The organism is Mycobacterium parmense (assembly GCF_010730575.1).
GTDB classification, from domain to species: Bacteria; Actinomycetota; Actinomycetes; order Mycobacteriales; family Mycobacteriaceae; genus Mycobacterium; species Mycobacterium parmense.
In genome coordinates this window covers 1,692,691-1,709,169 of sequence record NZ_AP022614.1, presented here as the reverse complement: position 1 = coordinate 1,709,169, position 16,479 = coordinate 1,692,691, and the positions used below count along the sequence as shown (strand labels likewise).

Genomic DNA, 16,479 nt, shown 5'->3' with positions numbered 1-16,479 from the left:
ACAGCGGCTCGCCAACGCGACATGGACGGGCCGAGCCGCGGTCACAGCTCCCGTCCCCGCTGCGTATCGGCTTGTCGCGCGTCGTTCCGGAATTGAAGATGTTCTATCGCCGGCCGGAGCAGGTGGTGTTGACGTTCTCACTGCCGGCGGTGATCTGCGTCCTGCTGGGTTCGATCTTCTCGACCCGGCTGCCGCATCTCGGGATCAGCACCGGAGCCGTGATCGCCGCGAGCATGCTCGCCTACGGGATTCTTTCGACGTCGTTCATCAACCTGGGGATCAGCATCGCTGCCGACCGCGATACCGGCGCCTTGCGGCGCCTTCGCGGAACGCCGACGACCGCTCTGTCGTATTTCGTCGGAAAGATCTCCCTCGTCGCGATTGCCAGCCTCGCCGAGGCGGTCCTCCTTCTGTCGGTGGGCCTGCTTTTCTTCGGACTTCGGTTACCCGCAACGATATTCGGCTGGTTCACGCTGACGTGGGTGTTTCTTCTGGGGATCGTCAGCTGCTCGTTGCTGGGTATTTTCATCAGCAACCTCGCGAGCAACGCCGTCGCCGCCGCGGTCGTCACAAACGGACCAGCGGTCGGACTTCAGTTCGTGTCGGGCACATACGTGCCGCTCGCCGTGTTGCCCGGCTGGATGTTGACTCTGGGTTCGCTCTTTCCGGTCAAATGGATGGCCCAGGGCTTCCGGTCGGTGCTTCTGCCCCCGGATCTGGCCGCGTTCGAGCCCGCGGGCAATTGGGAGCATTGGCATATATTTCTCGTGCTGACGGCGTGGACGATCGGTGGCCTGGCCGCTTGCCTCGCTGTCTTCCGGTGGACGGACAAGAGCTGACGCGCGCCGTTCACTGACGATCGCGGATCACGGCGGGGTCGCATGGCCTCATTACAATGCCACCGTGAACGTCGACGCGGTCGCATTCAGCAGGCGGTGGGTGGCGCACGGCACGTATCGCGTTCCGGTGTGACGACCCGGCGTGCGCCGATGAGCAATGACGAATCGCTGCTCGGCACCTTTCCCGGTCGCCTGTTCCTCCGAGAGCTGCGCCCTCGAGTCCCGGCGTCCATCGCCGCCATGGGGCCGATGGAGCTCATCTCGGCCGCGACCAGAGCGGTCGGCAGCTACCTGTACGCGGACGAATGCCCGGCCGTGCTCAATCTCGATGTGAATCGAGAGCAACTGCGCGATCTCGCCGCCGCGGCGCTGGCAGCCCTGTCGAGCCTGTCGACGTTCGGCTCCCCGCAGATGCATCAGGGCGCCCTCACCACGCTGCACCGGCCGAACCCGGCGAATCGAAATCCGTTGAGCGCCTTACCCGACGGTGCTTTCTGGACGTCGACTCCGCTGACCGCCGGTGACGACTCATGGACGGTGAGCGGGGAGAACCTGCGTCGCGACCAGCCACGGCGAGCGGTCCACTTCGACGAGACGCAGGTCCGCCTCGTGCGCATCGATTCGGCCGCCGACTGGCAGCAGTTCATCGAGTCCAACCCCGTCACCGACGGCGGTCGCAGGTACCCGGATTGGCCCACGATGAGCCACTCCTGGGATGCGGTGCATCTTTCGCCCGCGGGGTTACTGCTCGCCCATCCGGCTATCTCGACGACACCCCTGTCCTGCACCGACGGGTCCGGCCTCGCGCACAGCCGCGCCGGGCGATATGCGAGCGTTGCGGACTGGTCCGCCGTGTCCACCGCGTGGCTGCACGAACCGCCCGGTGCACAGATCGTTTGAACCGGCCTGTGCGGTCTACCCTCGTAGGACAGACTCGCAGGGCAGACGAAGGAGAGGCAGGCGATGCTCGCAGCGTTCGGATTCGAAGCCCTCGGTGTGGTGGTGGGTGACATGTACTTCGTGGATCCGTCCCCGCTCGAAGGTCAGGAAACCCCCGAGCGGGGAGTCAGGCTGGAGCTCCGCCTGATCGAGAAGGGCGACCCGCAGGGGTCGATCTACGCCGGCGTCCCGATCGCCTTCTCCCGGCCTGTGTGGCGGGTCGACCTGTTCGGCTCCACCGAGAGCCCGCCCGGCACGCTGGATCGCGCCCACCACCATCCCCGCTTCAACGGCTGGGAACCGGGGCGCCGGCACTTCGTCCCGGAGCTGTCGGCCGACCCGGTGTCCTGGCTGGCCGGGCAGCTGGCCGACCCGACCGCCGTGCTGGCCCGGGCAGGGATAGACACCGATGAGGTCTTCGAGGCCGATTTGACCGGGCTCGCCGCCGCGGCCCCCGACATCGTCGCCGCGGTGAAACGCATGCTCGACGGGGTCCGGGACGGGCAGCTGGCGCCGAGCCCGCCCGAGCCGGTCGCCGCCGCCCGCACCGGCTGGCTTTGACCTCCCGACAGGCGCACCGATCCCGCCGGCGGGGAACGGCGAGAGTCCTACGATCAGGTTTGTATAGATTAGGTTTGTAGATATGCCCAACGCCGGGGGTGAATCCACCGCGGGTCACGAGCGGCTCGACGAGCTCGTGGCGGCCCGCGACCAGATGCAACATCTGGTGCGGGTCATCGTCGAGATCAGTTCCAACTTGGACCTCGACGTGACGCTGCACCGGATCGTCAACGCGGCGATGGAGCTGACCGACGCCCCGTACGGGGCGCTGGGCATCCGCGCCTCCGACGGCAGCATGGTGTCGTTCGTGCACGCGGGCATCGACGACGACACCGCGCGGCGGCTCGGCCGGCTGCCGGTCTGCGAAGGCCTCCGCATCGACGAGGCGAGCGCCCACCCGCAGGGTGACGGGCTGCAGGCGCACGAGCCGCGGATACGGGCGGTGCTCGGGATGCCGATCACCGTGCGCGCGGCCGACTTCGGGAGCCTCTACCTCGCCGACGACCGGCCCGGCCGGACGTTCTCCGACGCCCACGAAGATGCCGTGCGGGCGCTGGCCACGGCGGCGGCGGCCGCCATCGACAACGCGCGCCTGTTCGAGCGGGAACGCGAATCGGCGAAGTGGACCAAGGCCAGCCGTGAGATCACCACCGCGTTGCTCTCCGGGGACCCCCAGACCGGGCCGCTGCAGCTCATCGTCAACCTGGCACTGGAGCTGGCCGATGCCGAGCAGGCGATCCTGCTGGTCCCGCGGGAGCCCGAGCTGCACTCCGATGACGTCGACACCCTGGTGGTGGCCGCCACGGCGGGCCGCTACGCCTCGGAGGTGATCGGTCAGCAGGTCCCGATGGACGCCTCCACCACGGGCGGTGTGGCGCGCCGCGGCCTGCCGCTGATCACCGACTCATTCCAGTACCCGATCGAGGGCTTCACCGACGTCGGCGAACGCTCGGCGATCGTCATGCCGCTGATCGCCGACGACAGGGTGCTGGGTGTCATCGCCGTCGCGCGCCACCCGCAGCAGCCGGCGTTCGACAACGAATACCTGGAGCTGGTAAGCGATTTCGCCCGGCACGCCTCGATTGCGTTGGCGCTGGCGGCAAGTCGCGAGCAGGCCCTCAACCAGCAACTCGCGCAGTCCGACACCGTCGACGACGCGGTGCGCGCTGCGGCCGAGGAATTGCGCCGGCTGTGGCGGGCGCGCCGCGTCCTTGCCGTCACCTTCCCGAGCCGCGGTCCGTCCGCTCGGATCACCAGTCCCGCGCCGGAGGTCGTGGCCGTCGGCGAACCCGCGCAGTGGGGTGATCTGCCGGCCCACACCCGCCAGCAGCTCAGCTCGCTGCGCGACGGCGACCTGCTCACCCCCAACACCGCGACGCCCGGGACGGCGGGCATCGCGCTGCAACACCCCGAGGGCGTGCTCGTCGTCTGGCTGGACCTGACCGATCAGAGGCCGTTCACCCTGGAGGACCAGACCCTGCTCACCGTGTTGGCCGGCCGCCTCGGTCAGGGCTTGCAGCGGGTGCACCAGGTCGACCAGCAGCGCGAGACCGCCCTGGCGCTCCAACACGCGATCCTCGGCCCTGCCCAGCTGCCGGACGGATTCACCGTGCGCTACCAGGCCGCCAGCCGTCCGCTGCAGGTCGGCGGCGACTGGTATGACATCGTCGACCTCGAAGACGGGCGGATCGCGCTGATCGTCGGCGACTGCGTCGGCCACGGGCTGGCCGCGGCGACCGTGATGGGGCAGGTGCGCAGCGCCTGCCGCGCGCTGCTGTTCGAGAATCCCAGCCCCGGGGCGGCCCTGGCGGGCATGGACCGATTCGCCGCGCGGCTGCCCGGCGCCCAATGCACCACCGCCGTCTGCGCGGTGCTCGATCCCGACACCGGGGAGCTGGTGTATTCCAGTGCCGGGCACCCGCCGCCCATCCTGGTCCACGCCGACGGCACCACCCAGATGCTCGACGGCGGCCACACCATCGCGTTGGGGGTTCGCCCCGACTGGGCCCGGCCGGAGGCGCGCGTAACCGTCCCGGCGCGCGCCACCCTGCTGCTCTACACCGACGGCCTGGTCGAGCGCCGACGCAACGCGTTGGAGCAGGGCATCTCGCGGGCGGCGGACCTGGTTGCGACCGCCCGCGCTTTGGACCTCGAGGATCTGGCGAACCACATCATGTCCGGCCTCGCGCCCAGCGGTGGCTATCAGGACGACGTTGTCCTGCTTTTGTACCGCCATCCAGCGCCGCTCGAAATGGAGTTTCCGGCCAACGTCAGCCAGCTCGCACCCACCCGCGCCGCGTTGCGCAGTTGGTTGACCCGGGTGCAGGTGGATCCGGATCAGGCGATGAGCGTCCTGGTCGCGGCGGGTGAAGCCGTCGCCAACGCGATCGAGCACGGTCACCGTCACAGCCCGGAGGGCACCATCACCCTGGGCGCGACCGCACTGGTCGACCAGCTGCGGGTGACCGTTACCGACACCGGCTCCTGGAAGCCTCCGCAACCGGACCCCGACGTCAGCCGCGGCCGCGGGATCGCGCTCATGCAAAAGCTGATGGAAGACGTGTCCATCAGTCCCGACGCCGCCGGAACGACGGTTCACCTAGCAGTAAGGATCGTCTGATGCCCACATCGCTGTCCCTTGACACCGCGCGTCGCGACGACGGGAAACTCGTGCTGATCGCCACGGGGGAGATCGACTTGAGCAACGTCGACGCGTTCAACAATGCGATCAGCACCGTCTCCTCCGAAGGCAGTGGCCGCGGCGGAAAGGTCACGGTCGACCTCAGCGCGGTTGACTACCTGGACAGCGCGGCCATCAACGTCTTGTTCGCCCGTGCCGACCACATCAGTCTGGTCGCCCAGCCGCTGCTGATGTCACTGTTGCACATCAGCGGCCTGAGCGAACTGGTCACCGTCGAGCCCGCCGCCCCGGCGCCGGAGGGCTGACGCGAAAGCTTTGTGGCACAAGCTAATCGGTTCATCCGAGGAGGACGGCCGGCGGGCCGGAGTCTGCGGGAGCCGCCGAGGCGCGGCGGGGCAGCTGAAAAGCCCTGTTTTCGTGGGCGTTTCGGCGTTATTCTATTAAACTCATGTCGCTTAGGTCATCGGGCGACCGTCGTGTGGTGTGGGTCGACGGGAGGCGGACGTGTCTTATGTGATCGCGGCTCCGGAACAGTTGGTGGCTGCTGCCCAAAATCTGGGGGGTATCCGCACATCGCTTGCGGGGTCCGCCGCCTCGGCTGCGGCGCCCACCACCGCGGTGGCCGCCGCGGCCCGGGACGAGGTATCGGCTTTGGTCGCAACGATGTTCAACGACTTCGGTAGGGACTACCAAGCGCTCAGCGCCCAGGCGGAAGCGTTCCACGAGCAGTTCGTCGGCTTGATGAACGCGGGCGCCGGTGCCTACCTGAGCACCGAGGTCTACAACGCCGGAAAGGTCGCGCTGAGCGCCCTGAATGTGCCGACCGAGGGATCGCTCGGGAATTCCCTCGGCGGGGCGGCCGTGAGCGCTCGGGCCGCCGCGGCCGACGTGAGCCTGAGCTCGATCCTCGGCCCGATCCTCAACGGCGGCGTGGTGACCCTTCCGTCGGTTCTGGGCGGCGGCCAACTAGCGGTGCCGTCGATCCTGACCGGGGGTGTGCTTGACCTGCCGGCCACCCTTGGCGGTGGGGTCTTGGGATTACCGTCAGTGCTCACCGGTGGATTGCTCAGCTTGCCTTCGAGTCTGGGCGGCGGTGTGCTGACCGTCCCGCCGCTCACCAGTGTCCTGAGCCGGCTCGTCACCGGCGGCATCGTGCGCCTGCCCGCGATCCTGGGCGGAGGGCAGGTGAGCGTCCCGTCGATCCTGACCGGCGGCGTTCTGACGCTGCCGTCGAGCCTGGGTGGGGGAGACGTCGGCATCCCCTCGATCCTCACCGGCGGTGTGCTGACGCTGCCGTCGAGTCTGGGCGGCGGGAATGTGACGGTGCCGTCCGTCCTGACGGGTGAGTTGCTCGGTCTGTTCGGCGGATGACGGGCCGGCCGCGCGCCTCCAACTCGTCGTAACGCGCTGCCTCACAACCCGTTTGGACGCCCGGGCGCGCGTCCCTGTGCCCCGGGGGGCGGCGTGATTGCGAAATGGCCTATCGCCGACTCTCGTCGGCCACGTCGTGCCGGGATTGATGCAGGGCCGGGCCGTCGGGGTCTTCGTTCTGATGATCCAGTTGCTCTTGGAGCTCTTGTTGCTCCTCGGTCGCCTTGCGGGCGTCCTTGGGCGCCTCCATCGGTGCGTCCGTGTTGATCTGCTGATCCACCAGACATCTCCTCTGCGCGTCATCGGTGCTTCCGGTGAGGGTCTCCCGAATCGGCGCCGTTCAAACCCTTTGGAGGCCCGTTCAAACTCGCGGAAACCGGCCGAGAACCGGTGGCCGCACCCGCAGGGTCTAAGTATGCTGTACTATACTCAGCATGACCGAGCGCCACGCGGGCCGACTGGCCGAACACCCCACCGTCCGCAAGATGCGATCGCGCCCGAGGACCACGCCCGGGCCCCTCGACGCCGGCCGGCTGCGTGAGATGTGCCTGGCGGCCGGCGTCGACGACGTCGCATTCGCCGCTGTCGACAACCCCGCCCTGGCGTCGGAACTCGAACACGTCGAGGCTGCGCTCCCGGGCACCAGGAGCTACATCTCGCTCGTGGTGAAAATGAACCGCGACAACGTGCGGTCGACCGCGCGCAGCGTCGCAAACCAGGAATTCCACCGCAGCGGCGAGGTGCTCAACGAGGCGGCGCACCGCATCGTGCGCCGCCTGCAGGATGCGGGGTACCGGGCGCTGAACCCGTCGGCGACCTTCCCGATGGAGATGGACAACTTCCCGGGACGGATCTGGGTGGTGGCGCACAAGCCCGTCGCCGTGGCCGCCGGCCTGGGCGTGATGGGCATCCACCGCAACGTGATCCACCCGAAGTTCGGCAATTTCATCCTGCTCGGGACGATCCTGGTGGACGCGCCGATCACTAGCTACGGTGAACCGCTGGACTACAGCCCCTGCCTGGAATGCAAGCTGTGCGTCGCGGCGTGCCCGGTCGGTGCGATCGGCAAGAACGGCGAGTTCGACTTCGTGTCCTGCTCGGTGCACAACTATCGCGAATTCATGGGCGGGTTCACCGATTGGGTTCAGACCGTCGCCGACAGTGCGGATGCGAACGAATTCCGTTCCAGGGTCAGCGATTCGGAGAATGCCTCGATGTGGCAGAGCCTGGCGTTCAAACCCAACTACAAGGCCGCTTACTGCCTGGCGGTGTGCCCGGCCGGCGAGGAGGTCATCGAGCCCTACCTCGACGACCGCAAGGGCTTCATGGACTTGGTGCTCAAACCGTTGCAGGACAAGAAGGAGACGCTCTACGTGCTGCCGGACTCACCGGCAAAGGCGCACGCCGAACGCCGCTACCCGCACAAACGGGTGAAGGTCGTCGACAGCGGGATCCGCGGGCGCTAGCACACCGCGAGCAGGTGAACGCCCGGTATCGCGCGTTGACGGCGCGTGCACGCAAAGCGTTCTGCGTACTAATCATCGGAATCCCTCAGCCGGGTCACAGCCATAGCGGCCGCCGCGGTGGTAGATGTCGAGTCAGGACCGAGCGAAGGGAGTGCGGCAGTGGACACCGATACCGTCGACCGCCAGTTCAGCGCGCTGCAGCAACAGGCGCAACAAACCGGAACCTTAATCCAGACGTTGGCGAACAAGATGTCCGCCGCGGCCGCCGCGGGCGATGCGCACGCACGCGAATGGGCGCTCGATCTCAAGGAGATCGCGCTGGCGATCCGCGAGGAGCAGAGCACCACCACCGAACTGCTCCAGGCGATCCACGCCCTGGTCGACACCCATGTCGCGGCCGCCGAGCCGCCGGCGCCGCAGTACTACCCGCCGGCCGCCCCGTATGCGCAAGCACCCCAGTACCAGGCGGCGGCACCGTTCCCGCAGCCCTACCAGCCGCCCGCGGCGTCCGGCGGCGGGCTGCAGCGGTTTCTCAGCGGGCGCTTCGGTCAGGCGATCGTCACCGGTGCGGGCATCGGCATCGGGGACGACATCGTCAACAGCATCTTCGACAGACTCTAGCGGCCGAGACTCTAGCGGCCGAGACTCTAGCGGCCGAGAATCGGACCGCTCACGAGCTTGCGAGGGCGCCCTGGTGATTCGGGCAGTAATCGGCCACCGCGACGACCATGAAAAACCCGGACTTCTCCGGTGAGAGATTTGTGTCTTTGATCAACGACATGGCCACGAAGCGTGGCGTTTCGCCCTTATCGAAACCTGCGCACACGCCGTGGGCGAGGGCGACCGCGGTCGCCGGGTCGTTGATGACAATCCCGTTTTTGCGCAGTGCCGCGACAAACCCGTCGTCGGTCGGGTCCGCGGTTGCCGGCGACGCGGCGAACAGCGCGCCTGCGGACAGCGCAAGCGCGCCGAGCGCCGACCGTTTCCCACGGTGTGCGTGCCTGGGGGTCATGGACTCCCTCCACGTGGGGCGAATCGGCTATCGGCCGAGGATGGTGGTGGCGCAACCCTAACCGAAACCTGCCGATCTTTCCTGTCGGCAGTCAACGGGGTTGAGCGATAGGCGAACCCACGAGGCGTGACGACAACATGCGATGTCAGGGCCGATTGTGGGGCGCGCGGGCGCGGCCCTGCTGCTAGCGTCGATTCCGGCCCCGTTCGACGTCGACTCATCACCGTGACACGACCGAACGCCTTGATAGGTGGCCATTCACGAAAAGAGGACCATGCAATCTGCCGGAGTTCTGTCGCGCCGCCGAGTCGTCGCGGGACTCGGATGGAACAGGTGGCTCGTACCACCGGCCGCCCTGTCGATACACCTGGCGATCGGCAGCGTCTACTCCTGGAGCGTATTCAAGCTGCCGCTGCACGAAACGATGGGCGCTTCAGGCCTTTTGACTGCCCTGCCGTTCACCTTGGGCATCGTCATGCTCGGCATGTCGGCGGCCGTGTTGGGAACCACCGTCGAGAGGCGGGGGCCACGCTGGGCGATGCTGGTGGCGACGTCCTGTTTCAGCGGCGGATTGCTGGTCGCGGCCGTCGCGGCGCAATACGGGCAGATGTGGCTGATCATCGTCGGGTACGGGCTGATCGGCGGCATCGGTCTCGGAATCGGTTACATTTCACCGGTTTCCACACTGATGAAGTGGTTCCCCGACCGGCCCGGGATGGCTACGGGCTTCGCCATCATGGGTTTCGGCGGTGGCGCGCTCATCGCCTCGCCGTGGTCGGCACAGCTGATGAAGTGGTTCGGCACCGACCGCCACGGATTGGCTGCGACGTTCTTCACGATGGGTGTGGTCTACGCGGCGTTCATGAGTCTGGGCGTCGTGCTGGTGCGGGTGCCGCCACCGGAGTGGGAACCACCCGTTGTCAGGACCGTGACGCCGAAGCGCACGCAGCGCGCCGCGGGTCCGGACCGCACCGCAAGCGAAGCGATCCGCACACCCCAGTTCTGGCTCCTGTGGGTGGTGCTGTGCTTCAACGTCACCGCCGGGATCGGCATCCTCGAACGGGCGGCACCGATCTATCGGGACTACTTCCCGCACGCGGGCTCGAAGGCGGCCCTGACCGCCGCGGCGGCGGGATTCGTCGCGCTGCTGTCGCTGGCCAACTCCGCGGGACGCATTCTGTGGTCCTCGGTCTCGGATTCGGCGGGGCGCAAGAACATCTACCGGCTATATCTGGGCGTCGGTGCGCTGCTCTACCTGGTGCTGATCGTGGCGCAGAACGCCAGCAAACCGCTGTTCTTGGTGGTGTGCATCGTCTTGCTGTCGTTTTACGGGGCCGGGTTCGCGACCGCGCCCGCATATCTGCGCGATCTGTTCGGTTACCAGCAGGTCGGCGCGATTCACGGCAGGTTGCTGACGGCGTGGTCGGTCGCGGGGGTGCTCGGGCCGGTCATCGTCAACGCGATTGCCGACGACCGGGTCGCCGCCGGGGCCGTCGGGCCCGACCGGTACCGATGGTCGTTCGCCATCATGGTGGTCCTGTTGCTGATCGGCGCGGTGTGCAACGAGCTGATCCGCACCCCGGCCCCGCCCGATCCGATTGCCGCGCCCACGGATGCGCGGCGAACGGCGGGCGCGGCGCCCGCGAAGGAGCGCTGATGAAACCGTCCCGGGCGCGCGTCAGGGCGCTGGCCACCGTGAGTTGGCTGTGGGTTGGCCTACCCTTCGTGTACGGCGTCTGCGAACTCGTCGAGAAGATCCCCGCCCTGTTCACCCGCTGAGGTCCGCCGGCCTCCATCAGCTGGATTTCCCTGCTTCCTCTTCGGTGGCCGTACGGCGAGCCGGGCAGTCCCGGTATGGTTCAAGAGGTGTGTGGAGTCACCGGTGAGGTACGACTCGACGGCCGGATCCCCGACGTAGCGGCAGTCACGGCCATGGCCGCCGTGCTGGCCCCTCGGGGCCCGGACGCGGCAGGTGCCTGGTCACAGGGGCGGACAGCCCTCGGTCATCGTCGCCTCAGGATCATCGACCTGACGGAGGCCGGCGCCCAGCCGATGGTGGACGCCGAGCTCGGACTGGCCATCGCCTGGAACGGCTGCATCTACAACTACCAGGACCTGCGTCGCGAGCTCGAGGGCCACGGCTACAGATTCTTCTCCCACAGCGACACCGAGGTGCTGCTCAAGGCCTATCACCGCTGGGGCGACGACTTCGTGCGCCACCTCCACGGCATGTTCGCCTTCGCCATCGTCGAACGCGACAGCGGACGGGTGCTGCTCGGCCGGGACCGCCTGGGCATCAAGCCCCTCTACCTGACGGAGGACGGCGACCGGATCAGGTTCGCGTCGACACTGCCGGCGTTGCTCGCCGGGGGCGGGGTGGACACCCGGATCGACGCGACAGCGCTGCACCACTACATGACGTTTCACTCCGTGGTGCCGCCACCGCTGACCATTCTGCGGGGCGTGCGTAAGGTCGCGCCCGGTTCGCTGGTCGCCATCGAGCCAGATGGTCGGCGGACCTCCCGGACCTACTGGACCCCCGACTTCACCCGGCACGACGACCGGGCGGGCTGGTCGGAGACCGACTGGGAAGACGCGGTGCTCGACGCGCTTCGGGTCGCGGTCAAGCGCCGCCTGGTCGCCGACGTCCCGGTCGGCTGCCTGCTGTCCGGCGGCGTCGACTCGAGCCTGATCGTCGGTCTGCTCGCCGAGGCCGGCCAGCACGGGCTGATGACGTTCTCCATCGGATTCGAAGCGGCAGGCGGCGTCGAGGGCGACGAGTTCCGCTGGTCGGACATCATCGCAAAGCGTTTCGGGACCGATCACCATCAGATCCGGATCGGGACCGACCGGATGCTGCCCGCGCTCGACGGCGCGATCGGCGCCATGAGTGAGCCGATGGTCAGCCACGACTGCGTCGCCTTCTACCTGCTCAGCCAGGAAGTTTCGCGCCACGTGAAGGTCGTACAGTCGGGCCAGGGCGCCGACGAGGTGTTCGCCGGCTACCACTGGTATCCCCCGATGGGTTCGCCGGCCGCCGCCTCGCTGGAGGGCGCGGTCGCCGAATACCGCGGCGCGTTCTTCGACCGCGACGCCGCGGGCGTGCGGGATCTGTTGGGACGGGCGTACTTCGCCGACGGCGACCCCAGCGGGCGCTTCGTCACCGAACACTTCGCGCGCGCCGGAGCCGAAACGGGTGTCGACCGGGCGCTGCGTCTCGATACCACCGTGATGCTGGTCGACGACCCGGTGAAGCGCGTGGACAACATGACCATGGCGTGGGGACTGGAAGGCCGGGTCCCCTTCCTGGACCACGAGCTGGTCGAGCTGGCCGCGACCTGCCCACCGGAACTCAAGACCGCCCACGAGGGCAAGGGCGTGCTCAAACAGGCTGCGCGACGGGTGATTCCGTCGGAGGTCATCGATCGGCCGAAGGGGTATTTCCCGGTTCCCGCCCTGACCCATCTCGAAGGCCCCTACCTGGAGATGGTGCGCGACGCGCTCTACTCGCCGGTCGCCAAGGAGCGCGGGCTGTTTCGCGCCGACGCGGTCGACGCGCTGCTGGCCGACCCGAACGGCAAGCTGACCCCCCTGCGCGGCAACGAGCTCTGGCAAATCGCCCTGCTGGAACTCTGGCTACAGCGACATGGTGTGACGGGTCCGGCGGCATGACCGTGACCGATCCCTCGGACGAGCACACGGAGGCGATCACACTAGGCCTGCACGACGCTTCGCCGCAGCACCTGATGGATGCGATGGTCAAGGACGTCGAACTCGAAATGGGATGGGGGCGGCTGATTTTCGGCCAGACCTTTGAGGATGCCGATACGCTCGCCGAAGCCCTGCGGCGCGAAACCCCCGGCCGGCGCGACATCTGCATCTACGCCCGCGAGTCCCATGTGGTGATCGCGGGGGCGCCCACCGAGCTCTTCATCGACCCCAGCCACACCTACCGCCTGCGTTTCACCGGCGACTCGGACAGCGACGAGCCATCACCCCGGCCGCCCGGCGTGGCGGTACGCACGCTGGAGAACCCGGACGACGCCGACGCGATGAACCGCGTCTACGTCCGCTGCGGAATGGTCCCCGCCCCCGTGGAGATCATCTGGCACAACCACGAGCAGGTGCAGGCCGTGACGTATCTGATCGCGGTCCGCGACGGCGACGGGGCCGTCGTGGGCACCGTGACCGGCGTCGACCACGAGCTGCTCTTCTCCGACCCGGAGCGGGGATCGAGCCTGTGGACCCTGGCCGTCGACCCGGCCGCCGGGATCCCGGGGATCGGCGAGGCGCTCACCCGGGCCCTGGCCGAGCATTTCCGCCGGGCGGGCCGCTCCTACATGGACCTGTCCGTCGCGCACGACAACGCCGCCGCCATCCGCCTCTACGAGAAGCTCGGCTTCCGCCGTGTCCCGGTGCTCGCCATCAAACGCAAGAACGCGATCAACGAGCCGCTGTTCACCGCGCCGCCGGAGACGATCGACGACCTCAACCCCTACGCGCGGATCATCGCCGACGAAGCGCTGCGCCGCGGCATCTGGGTCGAGGTGCTGGACGCCGAAACCGGCGAGATACGCCTGACCCACGGCGGCCGCAGTGTGATCACCCGCGAGTCACTGTCCGAGTTCACCTCGGCGGTCGCCATGTGCCGCTGCGACGACAAGCGCCTTACGCGCCGCCTGGTCGCCGACGCCGGCATCACCGTGCCGCGCGCCCGCCTGGCCACGTTCGACGACGAGGACTACGCCTTCCTGCAGGAGGTCGGCGAGGTCGTCGTCAAACCGACGCGGGGGGAGCAGGGCAAGGGCATCACCGTCGGCGTTCTCGCCGACCGGGGCCCCGACGAGCTCACCGCCGCCGTGGCGCGGGCGCGCGAGCAATTCTTCGAGGTGTTGATCGAGGAGCGGGTGACGGGCGACGACCTGCGGTTGGTGGTGATCGACGGCCGGGTGGTCGCCGCCGCGCTGCGGCTGCCGCCCGAGGTCATCGGCACCGGGGAGCACACGGTGCGCGACCTGATCGCGGCCGAGAGCCGTCGGCGTTCGGCGGCCACCGGTGGCGAGTCCCGGATCCCGATCGACGACGTCACCGAGGCCACCGTCGCCGAGTACGGCTGGCGGCTGGACGACGTGCTGCCGCAGGGCGTCCGGCTGCGCGTGCGCCACACGGCGAACCTGCACCAGGGCGGCACGATCCACGACGTCACCGCCCAGGTGAATCCGGAACTGTGCCGGGTCGCGGTGGCCGCCGCCGACGCGATCGGCATCCCGGTGACGGGAATCGACCTGCTCGTGCCGGACATCACCGGCACCGACTACGCGTTCATCGAAGCCAACGAGCGACCGGGCCTGGCCAACCACGAACCGCAGCCGACGGCCGCGGCGTTCCTCGACTTCCTGTTCCCGGGACACCCGGGGCAGCCACCGGCCTGGACTCCCGAGGAGTCGCGCCACGCCCGTGACTGACAGCGGACCCGGGCGATCACGAAGACGGTGCCGGGGCCGGCCCCTGCGCACAGAACGGAGTCAAGCATGAGCGACGGCGTGCAGACCGGGACCATCACCACGCGGGTGCCGGCGCGACTGGACCGGTTGCCCTGGTCGCGGTTTCACTGGCGGGTGGTCATCGGGCTCGGCGGCGTGTGGGTGCTCGACGGGCTCGAGGTCACCATGGTCGGCAACGTCTCGGCCCGCCTGACCGAGAAGGGCAGCGGCATCGCGCTGGACCCCGCGCAGATCGGCGTGGCCGCGGCCATCTACATCACCGGCGCCTGCCTGGGCGCACTGTTCTTCGGTCACCTGACCGACCGCTTCGGACGCCGCAACCTGTTCATCCTGACCCTCGCGCTGTACCTGGTGTCCACGGTCGCAACCGCGTTCGCCTTCGCGCCCTGGTATTTCTTCGTCACCCGGTTCTTCACCGGCGCCGGCATAGGCGGCGAATACGCGGCCATCAATTCGGCAATCGACGAGCTGATCCCCGCCCGGGTGCGCGGCCGGGTGGACCTGCTGATCAACGGGACCTATTGGCTGGGTTCGGCCGCCGGGGCCGCGGGTGCGCTGGTCGTCCTCGACACGTCGAACTTCCCGGCGAACATCGGCTGGCGGCTGGCCTTCGGCATCGGCGCAATCCTCGGCATCTTCGTCCTGTTGGTGCGCCGCAACGTCCCGGAGAGCCCGCGATGGTTGTTCATCCACGGCCGCGACGAGGAGGCCGAGCGCATCGTCGGCGAGATCGAAACGGACGTGGAGGCCCACACCGGCGAACCGCTGCCCGAGCCGGAGGGCCGGCCGCTGAGAATCCGCCAGCGCGAATCGATCTCGTTCACCGAGATCGCCAGAGTCGCTTTCACGCTCTATCCGGGGAGGGCGGTCCTCGGGCTGGCGCTGTTCATCGGGCAGGCCTTCCTCTACAACGGAGTGACGTTCAACCTGGGCACCCTGCTGAGCAACTTCTACGGAGTTCCTTCCGGCAAGGTGCCGCTGTTCTTCATCCTGTGGGCGCTCAGCAACTTCCTGGGCCCCTTGCTGCTCGGGCGATTGTTCGACACCGTCGGCCGCAAGCCGATGATCACGCTGTCCTACCTGGGTTCGGCGGCGGTGGCCGCCGCCCTGGCGGTGCTGTTCGAGCGCGGGACCGGCGGTGTGTGGGCTTTCATCGTCGTGCTCGCGGTGACGTTCTTCGTGGCGTCGGCGGGAGCGAGCGCGGCGTACCTGACCGTCAGCGAGATCTTTCCGATGGAGACCCGGGCGCTGGCGATCGCCTTCTTCTACGCCGTGGGCACGGCGATCGGCGGCATCGCCGGTCCGCTGCTGTTCGGTCAGTTGATCAACTCGGGAGATCGCGGTCAGGTCATGTGGTCATTCCTGATCGGGGCGGCGGTGATGGCCGCCGCGGGCCTGGTCGAACTGCGCCTCGGCGTCGCCGCCGAACAGCGGTCGCTGGAGGATCTGGCGCTGCCGCTGACGGTGGCCGACGCGCAGGAAGATGAGCCCTCACCGGACAGCCGCGGGGCGGCGCGGTAGATCGGCGCCGTGATGCGGTCGCGGCGGGCGGTGAAGATCCGCCGGATGCGCGAGTGGCTGGCGCTGTGCGCCGGGATCGCCCTGATCCCGTGGACCATCTTTTTGGCGCTGACGCTGCCGCAGAGCTACCCCGCCCAGCATTGGGAGTTGACCTGGGTCGGCTTCGACGTGCTGCTCCTCGGGTTCATGATCGCCACCGCGGTGCTCGGATTCATGCAGCATCGGTTGCTGACGCTGTTCGCCTTCACCACCGGGGTGCTGCTGATCTGCGATGCCTGGTTCGACGTGCTCACCGCCCGGCGTGCCGATTTCGTCGTTTCGGTTCTCACCGCCGCGCTGGGGGAGTTGCCGCTCGCGGCGGTGCTGATCGTCGGCACCCTGCGCATCATGAGGCTCCAAGTCCCGTCGTTGAGCCGGGTGTGGTGGTTGTTTCCGGGGCGCCGGGAGTTCGCCAAGACGCGCCGGGAGCCGTTTGACCGGCATACCCGAAGGTAGGCGCCTCGCCGGCCGCACCGCGAGGTCGGCTGACGGATGAGGCAGCCCGTATTGTGTTCGCAACCATCGCAAGTGCGCCGGTGACGCGCGCGTAACAAGTTTGCCATCGAACGTTCCTAGTGTGAGTCGG

The 16,479-nt window shown here is 68.3% G+C and carries 16 protein-coding genes; 14 read left to right on the top strand and 2 right to left on the bottom strand.

All coding sequences use genetic code 11. The features are described from left to right. Nucleotides 1-71 precede the first annotated feature (71 nt). The 6 genes from G6N48_RS07820 to G6N48_RS28620 all read left to right on the top strand — a co-directional run bounded on the left by G6N48_RS07820 (nt 72) and on the right by G6N48_RS28620 (nt 6,351). Nucleotides 72-839 carry an ABC transporter permease gene (locus G6N48_RS07820; protein ID WP_232066567.1) on the top strand — a complete coding sequence of 256 codons (768 nt, stop codon included), beginning with the start codon at nt 72-74 and terminating at the stop codon, nt 837-839. 150 nt (nt 840-989) lie between these two features. Continuing rightward, entirely contained in the window at nt 990-1,739 is a 750-nt protein-coding gene (locus tag G6N48_RS07815) for a hypothetical protein (RefSeq protein WP_085271565.1), read from the top strand. A 63-nt stretch (nt 1,740-1,802) separates the two neighbouring features. Further along, nucleotides 1,803-2,339 (top strand): hypothetical protein, encoded by a 537-nt coding sequence (locus tag G6N48_RS07810; RefSeq protein WP_085271564.1) that lies wholly within the window; start codon nt 1,803-1,805, stop codon nt 2,337-2,339. A gap of 82 nt (nt 2,340-2,421) precedes the next feature. Beyond that, nucleotides 2,422-4,959, top strand: coding sequence for a SpoIIE family protein phosphatase (locus G6N48_RS07805; RefSeq protein ID WP_085271563.1), 2,538 nt, complete (start codon nt 2,422-2,424; stop codon nt 4,957-4,959). Next, the gene (locus tag G6N48_RS07800; protein WP_085271562.1) at nt 4,959-5,285 is read left to right on the top strand and encodes an STAS domain-containing protein; all 327 of its coding nucleotides are present in this window, start codon (nt 4,959-4,961) and stop codon (nt 5,283-5,285) included. Before G6N48_RS07805 ends, G6N48_RS07800 begins: the two co-directional genes overlap by 1 nt. A gap of 199 nt (nt 5,286-5,484) precedes the next feature. Next, complete coding sequence (locus G6N48_RS28620; protein WP_139825997.1) at nt 5,485-6,351, top strand: PE family protein; 867 nt, start codon at nt 5,485-5,487, stop codon at nt 6,349-6,351. Nucleotides 6,352-6,460: 109 nt separating this feature from the next. On the opposite strand, the gene G6N48_RS27685 is transcribed toward G6N48_RS28620, so the two are convergent. Next, complete coding sequence (locus tag G6N48_RS27685) at nt 6,461-6,631, bottom strand: hypothetical protein (protein ID WP_169718465.1); 171 nt, start codon at nt 6,629-6,631, stop codon at nt 6,461-6,463. A 154-nt stretch (nt 6,632-6,785) separates the two neighbouring features. Between G6N48_RS27685 and G6N48_RS07790 the strand changes: the two genes are divergently transcribed. Both G6N48_RS07790 and G6N48_RS07785 read left to right on the top strand, forming a co-directional pair. Further along, nucleotides 6,786-7,817 carry an epoxyqueuosine reductase gene (locus tag G6N48_RS07790; RefSeq protein WP_085271560.1) on the top strand — a complete coding sequence of 344 codons (1,032 nt, stop codon included), beginning with the start codon at nt 6,786-6,788 and terminating at the stop codon, nt 7,815-7,817. Nucleotides 7,818-7,976: 159 nt separating this feature from the next. Then, nucleotides 7,977-8,438 (top strand): hypothetical protein, encoded by a 462-nt coding sequence (locus tag G6N48_RS07785; protein ID WP_085271559.1) that lies wholly within the window; start codon nt 7,977-7,979, stop codon nt 8,436-8,438. A gap of 49 nt (nt 8,439-8,487) precedes the next feature. Here the strand turns inward: G6N48_RS07785 and G6N48_RS07780 are convergent, their stop codons facing one another. Then, entirely contained in the window at nt 8,488-8,829 is a 342-nt protein-coding gene (locus G6N48_RS07780; RefSeq protein ID WP_085271558.1) for a DUF732 domain-containing protein, read from the bottom strand. 274 nt (nt 8,830-9,103) lie between these two features. Here G6N48_RS07780 and G6N48_RS07775 point away from each other — a divergent pair, with 274 nt between their 5' ends. The 6 genes from G6N48_RS07775 (at nt 9,104) to G6N48_RS07755 (ending at nt 16,349) form a co-directional block, all read left to right on the top strand. Then, complete coding sequence (locus tag G6N48_RS07775) at nt 9,104-10,486, top strand: OFA family MFS transporter (RefSeq protein ID WP_085271644.1); 1,383 nt, start codon at nt 9,104-9,106, stop codon at nt 10,484-10,486. Then, a complete protein-coding gene (locus G6N48_RS28615) occupies nt 10,486-10,608 on the top strand; it encodes an MFS transporter small subunit (RefSeq protein WP_264048758.1) in 123 nt (40 codons plus the stop codon). Before G6N48_RS07775 ends, G6N48_RS28615 begins: the two co-directional genes overlap by 1 nt. Nucleotides 10,609-10,695: 87 nt before the next feature. Beyond that, complete coding sequence (locus tag G6N48_RS07770) at nt 10,696-12,501, top strand: N-acetylglutaminylglutamine amidotransferase (RefSeq protein ID WP_085271643.1); 1,806 nt, start codon at nt 10,696-10,698, stop codon at nt 12,499-12,501. Beyond that, complete coding sequence (gene ngg, locus G6N48_RS07765) at nt 12,498-14,294, top strand: N-acetylglutaminylglutamine synthetase (RefSeq protein ID WP_085271557.1); 1,797 nt, start codon at nt 12,498-12,500, stop codon at nt 14,292-14,294. Before G6N48_RS07770 ends, ngg begins: the two co-directional genes overlap by 4 nt. Before the next feature lie 66 nt (nt 14,295-14,360). Further along, a complete protein-coding gene (locus G6N48_RS07760) occupies nt 14,361-15,854 on the top strand; it encodes an MFS transporter (protein ID WP_085271556.1) in 1,494 nt (497 codons plus the stop codon). Nucleotides 15,855-15,899: 45 nt separating this feature from the next. Continuing rightward, nucleotides 15,900-16,349: a hypothetical protein gene (locus G6N48_RS07755; protein WP_139825996.1), complete on the top strand. Its 450-nt coding sequence runs from the start codon at nt 15,900-15,902 to the stop codon at nt 16,347-16,349. Nucleotides 16,350-16,479: the final 130 nt, after the last annotated feature.

What these genes read in the sequence shown, in the direction of transcription:
- G6N48_RS07815 (WP_085271565.1), top strand. Translation starts at nt 990, where the DNA reads ATGAGCAATGACGAATCGCTGCTCGGCACCTTTCCCGGTCGCCTGTTC.
- G6N48_RS28615 (WP_264048758.1), top strand. Translation starts at nt 10,486, where the DNA reads ATGAAACCGTCCCGGGCGCGCGTCAGGGCGCTGGCCACCGTGAGTTGG.
- G6N48_RS07790 (WP_085271560.1), top strand. Translation starts at nt 6,786, where the DNA reads ATGACCGAGCGCCACGCGGGCCGACTGGCCGAACACCCCACCGTCCGC.
- G6N48_RS07800 (WP_085271562.1), top strand. Translation starts at nt 4,959, where the DNA reads ATGCCCACATCGCTGTCCCTTGACACCGCGCGTCGCGACGACGGGAAA.
- G6N48_RS07810 (WP_085271564.1), top strand. Translation starts at nt 1,803, where the DNA reads ATGCTCGCAGCGTTCGGATTCGAAGCCCTCGGTGTGGTGGTGGGTGAC.
- G6N48_RS07760 (WP_085271556.1), top strand. Translation starts at nt 14,361, where the DNA reads ATGAGCGACGGCGTGCAGACCGGGACCATCACCACGCGGGTGCCGGCG.
- G6N48_RS07805 (WP_085271563.1), top strand. Translation starts at nt 2,422, where the DNA reads ATGCCCAACGCCGGGGGTGAATCCACCGCGGGTCACGAGCGGCTCGAC.
- G6N48_RS07755 (WP_139825996.1), top strand. Translation starts at nt 15,900, where the DNA reads ATGCGCGAGTGGCTGGCGCTGTGCGCCGGGATCGCCCTGATCCCGTGG.
- G6N48_RS07780 (WP_085271558.1), bottom strand. Translation starts at nt 8,829, where the DNA reads ATGACCCCCAGGCACGCACACCGTGGGAAACGGTCGGCGCTCGGCGCG.
- G6N48_RS07775 (WP_085271644.1), top strand. Translation starts at nt 9,104, where the DNA reads ATGCAATCTGCCGGAGTTCTGTCGCGCCGCCGAGTCGTCGCGGGACTC.
- ngg (WP_085271557.1), top strand. Translation starts at nt 12,498, where the DNA reads ATGACCGTGACCGATCCCTCGGACGAGCACACGGAGGCGATCACACTA.